At 55.1% G+C, this 12,152-nt stretch carries 10 protein-coding genes and 2 pseudogenes; 2 read left to right on the top strand and 10 right to left on the bottom strand.

Annotation, left to right across the window (positions count from 1 at the left end; translation table 11 throughout):
• Window position 1: 1 nt before the first annotated feature.
• Genes R2A130_RS16700 through R2A130_RS16690 form a run of 3 tightly spaced genes read right to left on the bottom strand, consistent with a single transcriptional unit; the run spans window position 2 to window position 2,872 of the window.
• Window positions 2-1,321 (bottom strand): TRAP transporter large permease, encoded by a 1,320-nt coding sequence (locus R2A130_RS16700; RefSeq protein WP_009465379.1) that lies wholly within the window; start codon window positions 1,319-1,321, stop codon window positions 2-4.
• Between the two features lie 3 nt (window positions 1,322-1,324).
• Window positions 1,325-1,843 carry a TRAP transporter small permease gene (locus R2A130_RS16695; protein WP_009465378.1) on the bottom strand — a complete coding sequence of 173 codons (519 nt, stop codon included), beginning with the start codon at window positions 1,841-1,843 and terminating at the stop codon, window positions 1,325-1,327.
• 30 nt (window positions 1,844-1,873) lie between these two features.
• Entirely contained in the window at window positions 1,874-2,872 is a 999-nt protein-coding gene (locus tag R2A130_RS16690) for a C4-dicarboxylate ABC transporter substrate-binding protein (RefSeq protein ID WP_009465377.1), read from the bottom strand.
• A gap of 445 nt (window positions 2,873-3,317) precedes the next feature.
• Here R2A130_RS16690 and R2A130_RS19060 point away from each other — a divergent pair, with 445 nt between their 5' ends.
• Complete coding sequence (locus R2A130_RS19060; RefSeq protein WP_009465376.1) at window positions 3,318-3,443, top strand: hypothetical protein; 126 nt, start codon at window positions 3,318-3,320, stop codon at window positions 3,441-3,443.
• 159 nt (window positions 3,444-3,602) lie between these two features.
• Here the strand turns inward: R2A130_RS19060 and R2A130_RS16685 are convergent.
• Window positions 3,603-4,079 (bottom strand): annotated as a pseudogene (locus tag R2A130_RS16685) (integrase core domain-containing protein); the annotation flags it as partial.
• 95 nt (window positions 4,080-4,174) lie between these two features.
• On the opposite strand from R2A130_RS16685, the pseudogene R2A130_RS16675 reads away from it, so the two are divergent.
• Window positions 4,175-5,724, top strand: a pseudogene (locus R2A130_RS16675) (DDE-type integrase/transposase/recombinase).
• Window positions 5,725-5,896: 172 nt separating this feature from the next.
• On the opposite strand, the gene R2A130_RS16670 reads toward R2A130_RS16675, so the two are convergent.
• From R2A130_RS16670 to R2A130_RS16645, 6 genes are all read right to left on the bottom strand, one after another.
• A complete protein-coding gene (locus R2A130_RS16670; protein WP_009465369.1) occupies window positions 5,897-7,534 on the bottom strand; it encodes a hypothetical protein in 1,638 nt (545 codons plus the stop codon).
• Between the two features lie 89 nt (window positions 7,535-7,623).
• A complete protein-coding gene (locus R2A130_RS16665; protein WP_009465368.1) occupies window positions 7,624-9,147 on the bottom strand; it encodes a tripartite tricarboxylate transporter permease in 1,524 nt (507 codons plus the stop codon).
• A gap of 63 nt (window positions 9,148-9,210) precedes the next feature.
• Window positions 9,211-9,714, bottom strand: coding sequence for a tripartite tricarboxylate transporter TctB family protein (locus tag R2A130_RS16660; RefSeq protein WP_009465367.1), 504 nt, complete (start codon window positions 9,712-9,714; stop codon window positions 9,211-9,213).
• Window positions 9,715-9,757: 43 nt separating this feature from the next.
• Entirely contained in the window at window positions 9,758-10,729 is a 972-nt protein-coding gene (locus tag R2A130_RS16655) for a tripartite tricarboxylate transporter substrate binding protein (protein ID WP_009465366.1), read from the bottom strand.
• A 100-nt stretch (window positions 10,730-10,829) separates the two neighbouring features.
• Entirely contained in the window at window positions 10,830-11,684 is an 855-nt protein-coding gene (locus R2A130_RS16650) for a universal stress protein (protein ID WP_009465365.1), read from the bottom strand.
• A 26-nt stretch (window positions 11,685-11,710) separates the two neighbouring features.
• Window positions 11,711-12,152, bottom strand: a 442-nt coding sequence (locus R2A130_RS16645; protein ID WP_009465364.1) for a formate--tetrahydrofolate ligase, incomplete at its 5' end; no start/stop codon positions are given.

Raw genomic sequence — 12,152 nt, 5'->3', positions numbered from 1 at the left:
GCTAGAGCCTCAACCCCGGAAGCCATAGGGCAAGTGCCGGAGCTGCGATCAACATGATGAGAAGGACGAGATCGCAAAGCAGATAAGGATAGGCCGCGCGCACGATAGTCCAATAACTGGTGTCCGGCGGCGCGACGCCCTGCATGACGAACAGCAACAATCCGAACGGTGGCGTGGTGCCGCTCATTTCGATGGCCAGAAGCATGATGAGGCCGAACCATATCGGGTCGAAGCCGAGCGCCTGCGCGATAGGAAAGAAGATCGGGATCGTCAGCAACATCATGGAAATGGCATCGACGAACATGCCCAGCACCAGCAGCACCAAAAACATGATGAGAAGCATGGTGAGCGGTGAGAAATCATAACTGGTGGCCCAGGCGATCATGCCCGACGTCGCGCCGGAAAACGCCAGCACCTGCGAGAACGTCTTCGAGGCGATGATGATGAAGAACACCATTACCGACACGCGAACCGTGCCTTCCAGCGACTTCGCGATCATGTCCATGCTCAACCGACCATAGCAGGCGGCCAATACGAGAACGGACAGAACACCAAAAGCTGCGGCTTCACTGGGCGTCGTGATGCCGAGCAGAATGAGACCGACGACACAGAACACCACCAGCGACATCGGCAGGATATATACGCAGACCATGCGGATCTTTTCCGCCGTGCCGGCGGTGTCGACATCATAGGCCGGTGCGACTTCGGAGTTGCGGCGCAGCTGCAACCAGATCGTTGCGACATATAGGGCGGCCAGGACCATACCGGGTATCACACCGGCCAGCAGCAGGTCCGCGATGTTGATCTGGGCGATGGACCCCAGCAGCACCGCCAGCGTCGATGGAGGAATGAGCAACGCCAGACCGCCCGACCCGATGATAGGGCCGATGGACATGTGGCGTTGATATTTGCGCTCTTCCATTTGTGGCAGCAGGAGACCGCCCATCATGGCGGTATTGGCCATGTTGGAGCCGGACAGGGCCGCGAAAATCGTGCCGCACAAAACCGAGATGTAACTCAACCGACCGGGAGCCTTCTTCAACGATCTGTCGAGCGTTTCGATGATCTTCAAAGCGATGCCGGAATGGAAGAACAGGTTGCCCATCAACACGAACATGGGAACCGTCACCAGCACGAAACTGGAGACCGCCTCGCCGGTGTTCGCGGCAAGTTGTTCGATGCCGATCCAACCACCCATGAACAGATAGGCGCCGATCAAATTGGCGATCAGAAACGCGAAGGCCACCGGCACGCACATCGCCATCAACACGATGACCATGCCCAGCATGACGATTGCCGCCTCCCACCACTCCATGATCATGGGTTAGAGGCTCTCATTGCTGGCGGTGACGCCCTTATAAAGGGAGCCTCCGCTGAGAAGGGTGCGAGCGAACTGAACCGCGCAGAGCGCAAAACAAAGCACGACCGGAACATACAGCAGCCACCGTTGCAGAAAGTTGGCGCGGATGTCGGTGACGCCGAAATTCTGCACCATCACAGGCAGCGCGACGGTGGCGACCACAGCGCACGCGACCATGCACAAGATCATCACTACGATCTCAACGACCCGCGCAAAGCCCGGCGGCATGATCGTGCGAAACGCTTCCATCGACACATGCCCCTTCTCCCGCAGCAGCCATGGGGCGCCGAGACAAGACAGGTACAGCAGTGCGTATTCGGTGATCGCCACGGCCCAGGTGATCTGGAATATCCGCAGGCTGCGGGTCGTAACATCATAGATGATGGACACGAACATGATCGGGATGATCAGCCCTGCGATGAAGGCAAGGGCGTTCAGCAACCGGTCGAAGCCGTTCCAGAAACTCGGCCAGAAAGAGGTCATCGTCGCGATCCGGTTGCCAAACTTCGCTTTCTAGCTGCCGTTGGCCTTGTCAACGATGGCCCGGTATTTGGCGGCTTCCTCGTCGCCTAGCGTCTTGGCCGTTTCGACCCAGAACGTATCCTGGAACGCGTTGGTGATCTGCGCTTCTCCTGCGCCGGTCAACACGACATCTTTCACACCGGCTGCCTGCACTTTTTCTGTATCGACTTTTTCAAGCGCTTGCGCTGCTTCATAGGCCAGCATTTCGTGCTTCTGCACCATCTCCATCAGATAGGATTTCTGCGCATCTTCCAGCCCATCGAGCTTCGCCGCATTCATGGCAAGGATCGTGTTACCCTGACGCCAGGTCGGGAAAATGCGGTATTTTAGAAACTCCTGCCAGCCGCCAGAACTGACGCCGATGGTGGTGAACCCGATGCCCTCGACCAAGCCGCGCTCCAGCGCGGTGTAGATATCGCCCGCAGGAACATCCACGCGCGCAATATCCAGCGCCTTGTACATCGGATCATAGCTCGACCCGCCACGGATCTTCATGCCTGACAGATCGACGGTACCGTCCGCTGCGACCTTCGGTTCCTTGATGGTGTAGAATTGAAACGCGTAGCCCGTGCCCATGACACCCAGAAAGGCAACACCGGCACGCTTGCGCGAGCCTTCATCGATGGCCTCATGCAAACCGGCTGCGCGCAGTTTATCGGCGGGAACAGACGCTGCATCAAGCGGCGCGAGTTCCGGAATCTGCCGCTGAAAATAACCCGCCGGTCCCATATACATATCGACGATGCCGCGTGAAACGGAATTCATCTGCTCGTTACGCGGGATCACTTCCGTCCCGCCGCGCAGATTGATCTGCAAAACACCTTTACCGTTGGCGTTCACATCCTCGACGAAAGCCAGATAGCTCTTCATCAGGTCGTTGGTTTTGGGCAGCGAGTAGACTGCGGAAATGCTTACCTCTTCCGCCAGCACACTACTCGTGGACGTAACCAGCGCAAGCGCGGCAATTTTCATCAAACTCGTGAACTTCATGATGGGACCTTTCCAGTGCAATTCGGAGATTAAGCCTGTCGACGTTGCGCCAACATGCGTTGGGGTATGCCTCTATTTTGGTATCAGCAGTCCGTTCGACTAATGGTCGAACATTTTTATAGCAAGTTTCGGATACAAATTTTAGAGTATTACCGCTTCTGAAAAGCGCTTCTCCTTCTAATAAGATTAATAACTGCATTTTATTGTAAGAATAAGCAAAATTACACCTATAGCAAGCCCAGCTAAAAAATTTTTTGTATACAAAATGATGCCGACCCGTTCGACATCGTTATTTGAGGAGCTCACACCTCAAGAATGGCGTTTGCTTCCGTTGGAAAGGAGGTGTGGCTGTATCCAAGCGCAGGGCGACTGGTCTGTCTCCAAGAAAAGCGCACCGTTTTGAGATTGACGATTTCGGTTATTCTCAGCTTGAGAGGAGCGCAGAATGATCAAGAAGAAAACACCCGAGCAGATCATTGCGAAACTGCGAGAAGCGGGCGTCCGGTTAGCGCAGGGCGAGCGGACAGGCCGATTGCCCGTTATCAGCTACCAACAGAACAGCGTGTGTTGATTCTCTAGTCAAATAGTCTGACCCATAATGCACTAAGAACGGAAGCTGAACCGATAGAATTGTAATCCTCGGATTCAGGTGCGTTTCTGCGCTTCAAATTGCTCCTGAATCCGGGCGGAATCATTCGTTGCGAGAGCTTGGCTCATCTGTTTGTTGATTTTAGGCGGCTTGGTTGCGGTATTGCAAACGCCGCTGTTTAAACGTGTTTAGTTTGATCCTTTCGCGTTCGAGTAGAATGGTCTGGCCGCGTCCGAAGTAGACGTCGGCAGGTGTCATGTTCCGCAGGCTCTCGTGGTAACGGTGGTGATTGTAATGCTCGACGAAGCGCTCGATGCTGGCATTGAGGTCACCGGGCAGGAAGGTGTTCTCCAACAGGATGCGGTTCTTCAGGGTCTGATGCCATCATGCTGGAAGCATGTCTCCGACATGGTCGATCTTGCCCTGCGTTTGTGGATGATACGGAGCGCCACGAACATGATCCATGTTCTGCGATCCCAGCCAATCTGCGAGTTCGCCGGAGACGTAACTGGCACTGTTATCCGACAGAAGGCGCGGCTTATGACGAACAGCACCTTGATCGCAACCGGAAGCCTGTAGAGCCAGCTCCAGCGTGTCGGTCACATCGCTGGTCTTCATGATGGTGCTTGGCCCCCGTCAGCGCAAATGGGATCAAATAGGCTGATTGTTTAAGGGAGTGTTTTGGGCTCATCTTCACCGACCAGGAGTGAAGAATGAAACATACACCCGAACGCCATACCGATGCGGCAGATCGCACGGTGAAGGATATCCGCCGTAAGACGCGCAAGCGGTATTCATCCGAGGACAAGATCAGGATCGTGCTGGCGGGGCTGCGCGGCGAGGACAATGAGACCTTGTCCGCCATTGGTCCGAGGGCAATGGTCGAATGCCGAGCTTTGTCGTCAGGAAGGCATCGCCCAGAGCCAGCATTACAGCTGGTCGAAGGAGTTCCTTGAGGCAGGCAAGAAGCGTCTGGCTGGCGACACCGCACACGAAGCCAATACGGGCGAAGTTCAGGGTCTGCGACGTGAGGCGCGCGATCTGAAGGAAGTCGTGGCCGAGCAGACGTTGGAGCTTCGCCTTCTCAAAAAAAGCATGATCGCGGATGGGGATAGAGGCCGCCAGTGCGCCACGGGTTCGAGCACAAGGCCGATGATCGAATGAGATATCGCGCATCCGAGAAGCTTGAGATTATCAGATTGGTTGAACAGTCCCATCTGCCGACGAAGCAGACCATCGATAGGCTCGGTCCCCGCACCACGTTCTATCGCTGGTACGACAAGTATCTGACCGGTGGGGCTGAGGCTCTGGAGGACCGTTCTCCAAAGCCTTTGCGTGTCTGGAAACGTATTCCCGACGATGTTCGGCAGCGGGTCGTCGATATGGCACTCGATGAACCGGAACTACCGCTACGTGAACTGGCTGTCGGTTCACAGACACCCAGCGCTACCCTCGCGCTGGTCACTCGGACCAGTGGCGTTCCTGCGCGCTCGATATCCGAAGCCAGCGTCTATCGATTGTTGAAGGCGCACGATCTCATCACCAGTCCGGCCTTCGTCGTTATCAAGGCAGCCGATGAGTTCCCCTATGTTTTGGGAGACAAAACCACGGCCATCAACCAGATGTGGCAGACGGACTTCACCACCATCAAGGCTTGTCCTCGGACTTGATCCGGGGATCGTCGGCTGGGGCTGGTATTATCTATCGACCATCCTCGACGACCCCCGGGTCAAGCCCGAGGGCATGCTTCTCACGCTACGTGGTGGCTTGGAAGCTGTGCACCACCATGAAGACCAGCGATGTGACCGACACGCTGGAGCTGGCTCTACAGGCTTCCGGTTGCGATCAAGGTGCTGTTCGTCATAAGCCGCGCCTTCTGTCGGATAACAGTGCCAGTTACGTCTCCGGCGAACTCGCTGATTGGCTGGGATCGCAGAACATGGATCACGTTCGTGGCGCGCCGTATCATCCGCAGACGCAGGGCAAGATCGACCATGTCGGAGACATGCTTCCAGCATGGTGGCACTAGACCCTCAAGAACCGGATCCTGCTGGAGAACACCTTCCTGCCCGGTGATCTCAATGCCAGCATCGAGCGCTTCGTCGAGCATTACAATCACCACCGCTACCACGAGAGCCTGCGGAACCTGACGCCTGCCGACGTCTACTTCGGACGCGGCCAGACCATTCTAATCGAACGCGAAAGGATCAAACGAAACACGTTTAAACAGCGGCGTTTGCAATACCGCAATCAAGCCGCATAAAACCAACCAACAGATGAGCCAAACTCTCGCTTAATCTAAGCTGCAATCGAACTCAAAAAACCCTGACGACGGACAAAGTTCGAGCAACTCGGCGGTTCTGCCTTGATGTCAATATAGTGGAAGCGCATCGCTTTTCCGTCATCAATTGGCAGCGCGGAAACGAAGTCGGGTTTCAGGTCGCGCGCGGTGAACCAATACGGCAATCCGGGAACACGGCTTCGAGTTCTCTATCATTTAAATGTACGGGTCGTTTCAGATGCACATCAGTCTCTTTCCATTGGACCTCGACACTTTGCTTGAGCAGATGCGTTTGCAGAGCGGTGGTATCCAAGTTCGGATCTACAAATTTTACATCATCCAGTTTCTCGCAGCAGCGCAGCAGGAACTTCATTTGCGCTTCCTCCGACAATTCCTCCGCAGCAAAAACCTCTTCCCGACTTCGGGCCTCAACATTCACATTCCTGAAGCGCTCGATGTCCAGCAGGCCCTGCACGTTGAGCACTGTCATATGTGAATTCCATCCCCATGCGATTGTGCGGGGAAGTTCGTTCTCTTCTACGCCGTTGTCGAGGAACTCGTAATGCACGCGTTTGTCCGACAACGCCCAAGCGAAGAACAGAGCCGGCATTCCTGTGTAGGCCTCAATGTTGTGGTCTAGAAGATCATCAACCGCTTTGAAGCGACCGGTCGTAAGTCCACGTTTCCAAGCACGCTCTACCGTTTCTGCGGGCGGGGTGACCATGAAGAACATGAAGACAGTATGCCCGAAGCGGGTGAGAAGATTGCTACCCGTGGTCCCGCTGCTAAAGCTGTCGAACCGAAAGCGGTCGATCAGCAAATGCGGCATGTCTCCCCTCTCCGCTTTATAGGCCATGTACCGGTCTAACTTGGCATCTATGATGACCAATTCATGTCCGGTGAGCATGGCACCATACTTTGAATCGTCGCCCAAGGTCTCGTAATCGAGCAGATATTTGCGCCAATAGTCCGGACTAATCAGGGCAAAATGCCTCCATGAAATGCCCAGTTTCCGAGACAGTTCCCGCTGATGTGGTCGGATCGTGCTTTTGCCTGAAGCTGACGCTCCCTTAACGTTCATGACGATTGGTTTGGTCTGCGCAGGCAGTATTTCATACCCCTCACCTGCGGCCGCCTCTGCGACGCATTTGTCGAGAAACAGTCCAATTCGTTCGCTGCAATACGTGTTTATGACACGGTTAATCGCGAGGCGACTCGCGATAGATGTGTCTGCGGGAAGTCTTCCTTGTGTTCTCATAATCGCATCAACGATGAGAATTAGGGCATGCCCGAAAGCCGCCTCATCAGGTTCGGAAAACGACTCCCAACGCTGTTTTGCACGGGCAAGCTTCTCTTCGAAATTTTCTGGGCCACCCTGTGCTTCTTTGGGTTTCTTTCGGAGTGTTTTGGCAAGTTTGGCGAAAATGCTTTCGGGCGTCTGAGAGGCAGTCGGCGGGGTGTTCGCACGAAGGGCAAGCAATTCTGAGTCAATAAAGGTCTTTGCCGTTTCGATGCGGTCGACGTGTTCTGTGGCCAACTGTTGGATGCGAGGTGCGACGTATCTTTCGTTGATACGTTTGACCATGCCGCGCAGGTTTAAGCCGAGTTGTTCGTATTCGGGGCCATCTGGAACCGAGAGATCGGCGGTAACACGAACCAATAACTCATGAACGATAAGGCGTTCCAAACGAAATGCCACAGTTTCTTCCGCCTTGAGCCCGCTGAACTCGGCAAGCTCCGTAGCTTCCGCAAAATTGGTCTCCACGTGTTCGGCACGAAACACGGTCGACAAGGGGAGCAGCCGTGTTGGAATGGTGGACCGAATGCCCGGGTTCCAGGGCCCGATCGTTGTGCTCTTGGACGTTGATTGCCCGCTAACCGTCATGCATCTGCCGGAGCTTTAACTCCGCGCACCCGATCCAGAATAACTTTTACCAGCGGCAACAGGATCAGGATAATCGCGATTACCGTAATCGGTCCAGCGATAGGGCGGGTGAAAAATATGCTGGGATCACCTGACGAGAAAAGCAGCGATTGCCGGAGAGTTGGCTCCGCGATCGGGCCCAGCACAATGGCAAGAACTGCAGGTGCCAACGGATAATCGAGTTTGCGCAAGAAATATGCGCCGAACCCAAATGCGAGCATCAGCCATACATCGTGCATGTCGCGTGTTGCTGCGTATCCTCCGACCACTGAGAGGATGAAGATGACCGGCGCCATGATCGTGAATGGCATCCGCAACATCCAGATGAAGAGCGGAATAAAAGACAAGTTGATGACGAGAGCAAAAAAGTTCGACACGTAAAAAGAGCCGATCAGCCCCCAAACGAACTCTGACTGGTCCGTGAACAGACGCGGCCCCGGTGTAAGGCCCCATATGACCATGCCGCCGAGTAGGATGGCGGTGGTCGGGGAACCGGGTATTCCCAGTGTTAACATTGGAAGCATCGAACCTGTGGAGGCCGAGTTGTTGGCAGCTTCAGGCGCAGCCACACCGCCGGGATGCCCCTTGCCAAATTCCTTGGATCTCTTTGATACGAGTTTGGTCACGCCGTAAGACATAAGAGAGCCGGGCGTCGCGCCCGCTGCTGGCAAGATGCCTACGAAAAAGCCAAGGAAGGAACCAATCGTGGTGCCCATCCATCCCTGCTTCATACCCTCTTTGCTGTCTGCCAAGATGCCGGAAAATGTCATCTTCGGGTTGAGGGTTTCGATTTTGCCGCGGGTGGAATCGATGGTCCAAAACATCTCCCCGATACCGTAGACACCAATGGCCAAGACCAGAAAATTGACGCCGTGCAGGAATCCGGAAATATCGAAGAACACAAGGCGGGGTGCGCCCGAAATTTCGTCAAAGCCGACCGCCGCAAAGACCAGACCAATGCATATGGAGAAGATCGTTTTGGGAATGTCATCGCCGCCCAACCCTACAAAGGTTGCAAAGGCGAGAAGCATCAGGGCGAAGATTTCCGGTGGCCCAAACGAGAGCGCAACGCTCGCCAGTGGCGGTGCAAATGCTGTGAACAGGATGATGGAGACGGTACCGCCCACAAACGAAGCTATAGCAGCTGTGACGAGCGCAAGGCTTGCCCGCCCGTTTAGCGCGAGAGGACGTCCATCGAACGTCGTTGCCACTGCGGTAGACGCCCCTGGAATGCCCAGAGTGATTGAACTGATCGCCCCTCCGTACATAGCGCCGTAGTAAATCGCGGCGAGAAAGATGATTGCGGAAGCGGGGGGGACCAAAAACGTGATTGGCAGAAGGATGGCCACACCGTTGACGGAGCCAAGCCCGGGCATGGCACCGATGAATAGTCCGAGCGTAACACCAACGATTATGAGAAGAAGATTGGTTGGCTGAAGAGCAACCAGAAAGCCGTCGGCCAGAAGTCCCAAAATTTCCATACTGGATAGCGCCTCCCAACGCCGTCGTAATTTATTCCTGGTCGATCAGCCTGTCACCGACGGTCAGTAGATGATGGTGTTGAGAAAATTGAACAGCGGCTCGGTGAACTTCATGCCTTTAGGCAGTGTGATCCGCATCAGCGCTTCAAAGAAGAAGAAGAATATAACCGGCATGGCCGTTGCGAGCGTCATCGTCAGCGCCCAGCTGTGGCGGCCCAACAGACGCAGATAATAAATTAGGAAAACGAACATCGCTCCGTACATGGAAATGATGTGAACAAGGCCAACGAAACCGATGATTCCGCCACCGACCAGCAGCAACATCTTCCGTCCGTAAGCATCAAGAAGCGGTTCGGTTGATTGTGATGGAGGTGAAGTACCGCGGTAGCCGTTGTAGCCGATGATGATTGTGCAGATGAGCATGATTCCGGCGAGCCAAAACGGCCAAGCCCCTCCACCGGGGCCTTCATCAGGAATGTAGCCCACCTCTAGTTCGGCGCTCTTCCACATCAGATAAATTGAAAAGAGGGCCAGCAACCCCGCGGTTATGATTTCTGCGCGACGCATGCCGGCCCTCCCATAGTTCTAGTGCTTCAAATCAGTTGAACGATTACTCGCCCATCGCTTTGAGAAGCTCTTCGTGGTTGGTCACCTGAGTTTTCCAGTACTCACGCTGGGTGTCAGGGTCCATCGGCAGAGCCGAGAGGCTTTCCGACTTCATGTATCCCTGCCATTCCGGCGTATCGTAGATTTTTTGGAAAAGACCCTGATAGTAGGCGGCCGCCTCATCCGACATGCCGGGGGCGCCTACAACTGCACGCTGGTTGTAGTAGCTGAAATCCTTACCCAGCTCTTTCACCGTGCGGACGTCCGGCAGGTTTTCCATTCGCTCGTCAGAAAATGAAATCAGCGGAACAACATCGCCATTCTCGAAGAAGCCTTTGGCTTCCGCAGGGTTGTTGACGCTTGCCATAATCTGCTGACCAGCAAGATCCTTGGCCACAGCCCCACCGCCTTTATACGGGATATACTTGATCTTCACCCCGTAGTTTTTCTCCATCCAAGCGATGACGATAGAGTCTTCCTGACCCTTACCCGTGCCGCCCATGATGTAGTTTCCGTCCTCGGCCTTCACCTTTTCAAGCCATGCCTCGAACGTTGTGATGCCACTGTCCTTGTGAACCCACAGTACGAACGGATCGACGCCCATCATGGCGACAGGCGTGAAAGTCTGGATGTCGATGCCAAGATTCTGCTGGCGCATTGGCGTTGTGAAGAACGAGTTCAACGTCACCAGGATTGTGTGATCCGGATCGCTGGCACCGTTCAGCGCGATCAGAGCTTCAGCGCCTGAGCCACCACCCTTGTTGTTCGGAACGAGAGGCCGCACCGTTAGCTTCTCTTTTTCAGCCACCGACTGAACGAAGCGGGCGATCTGGTCAGCACCGCCGCCAGCACCGGCCATGATGACGAAGTCGATCGGTTTTGTCGGCTCCCAAGCGTGAGCGGCGGTGGTGAATATGGTGCTTGCTGCAAGTGCTGCACCGGCCATTCCCATCATAACTCTTCTGGTAATTTTCATTGGTAGTCTCCTCCGTGTTGAAGTTCGGGCCAGGTATTCCGGACCCGGTTTTCCGCCGCTTGGCGCGGCTGTTATTATCGTATTCGCTATCTGGGCCTCTTCAGTGGGCCATGATAATCGGTATTTTTGTGTGATCGACCACTGTTTGCGTGTTTCCGCCGAACGCGACCTCTTTTTGATAATTGTCCCCGTACGCCCCCATGATCATCATATCGGCACCGGCTGCCTCTGCTCTATCGAGCAGTTGCTGCCCTACATTTCCAGCAGCTTTGAACCGTTCGGTTTTCGACGCAATGCCGCGCAGTGAGAGATAATCAGCCAGATCATCGGCACTTGTTCCATGCGCTTCTTCACCACCAGTCAAAACGGTGACATCGGCAGCATCTTCCAGAAGACCAAGGCTAAGAGCGACCGCCCGAGCCGCCTCCGTCGAACCGTTCCACGCTATAACGATATGATCGCCCAGCACGGTTGGCATTTTGCCAGTGTTCGGGCAGATCATCGCAGGCCGGCCTGTGTGAAACAGCGCAGCCTTCAAACTGTTGACGCCCAACACACCGTTTGCTTCCGGTTGAGGAACCAAAACGAGATCGGCGAGACGCCCATGTCGTTTTATGATTTCAACCTGTCGACCGGACTCTTCCACCCAAGCTGCAGTGGCTTTACCCTTTTGCGGAGTGTCTGAGACCGTTAAATTGAAGCTTTCGGCCAGGGCATCAAAATCGGCATGCAGTTTACCTGCCACTTGGTCGGCCAGAACGCCGGCTTGTTCGTCGAGCTGTTTCTTCAAGAATGACGGGATCGGAACACCATAAGGCAGCATGTCCTGCGCCCGGGGACGACAATGCGTCACCATGACATGCGCATTGAAGCGCTTAGCGAGCGCTGCGGCATGGGCCAACACATTGTCACCCTTACCGTCGCCTCGAACAGGAACCAGCATTTTCCGGATCATCTGAGTAATCTCCTTGCATCTGCTCCCTAGAACAGGCCTTCGATGAGCCCTTCATCATTGAGCATGATGGTTTCTGATGATGGGACACGTGGCAAGCCGGGCATGGTCATGATTTCTCCGCAGACGACGACGATGAAGCCTGCGCCTGCTGAGAGGCGAACTTCGCGTACCGGCACGGAATGGCCGGTGGGTGCGCCGCGCAGGTTGGGGTCGGTGGAGAAGCTGTATTGCGTCTTCGCCATGCAGACGGGCAGATGGCCGAAGCCATCCTCTTCCCACTGTTTCAGCTGATCGCGGACCTTCTTGTCGGCCAACACCTCGTCGGCGCGATAGATGCGCTTGGCGATGGTTTCGATCTTGCCCATGAGTGGCATGTCGTCCGGGTAAAGCGTCTGGAACTGCGCCATGTCGGCATCTGCGATTTCCGCAATGCGTGTGGCGAGATCTTTGATGCCTGCTGAACCGTCC

It is taken from the genome of Ahrensia sp. R2A130 (genome assembly GCF_000179775.1).
In the GTDB taxonomy this organism is placed as follows: Bacteria; Pseudomonadota; Alphaproteobacteria; order Rhizobiales; family Rhizobiaceae; genus Pseudahrensia.
Note: the sequence above shows the minus strand (reverse complement) of the source record. Positions and strands in the feature narration are given on the sequence as shown.

Excerpts from the sequence above, each read along its gene's own strand:
- R2A130_RS16700 (WP_009465379.1), bottom strand. The coding sequence starts at position 1,321 with ATGATCATGGAGTGGTGGGAGGCGGCAATCGTCATGCTGGGCATGGTC.
- R2A130_RS16695 (WP_009465378.1), bottom strand. The coding sequence starts at position 1,843 with ATGACCTCTTTCTGGCCGAGTTTCTGGAACGGCTTCGACCGGTTGCTG.
- R2A130_RS16690 (WP_009465377.1), bottom strand. The coding sequence starts at position 2,872 with ATGAAGTTCACGAGTTTGATGAAAATTGCCGCGCTTGCGCTGGTTACG.
- R2A130_RS19060 (WP_009465376.1), top strand. The coding sequence starts at position 3,318 with ATGATCAAGAAGAAAACACCCGAGCAGATCATTGCGAAACTGCGAGAA.
- R2A130_RS16665 (WP_009465368.1), bottom strand. The coding sequence starts at position 9,147 with ATGGAAATTTTGGGACTTCTGGCCGACGGCTTTCTGGTTGCTCTTCAG.
- R2A130_RS16660 (WP_009465367.1), bottom strand. The coding sequence starts at position 9,714 with ATGCGTCGCGCAGAAATCATAACCGCGGGGTTGCTGGCCCTCTTTTCA.
- R2A130_RS16655 (WP_009465366.1), bottom strand. The coding sequence starts at position 10,729 with ATGAAAATTACCAGAAGAGTTATGATGGGAATGGCCGGTGCAGCACTT.
- R2A130_RS16650 (WP_009465365.1), bottom strand. The coding sequence starts at position 11,684 with ATGATCCGGAAAATGCTGGTTCCTGTTCGAGGCGACGGTAAGGGTGAC.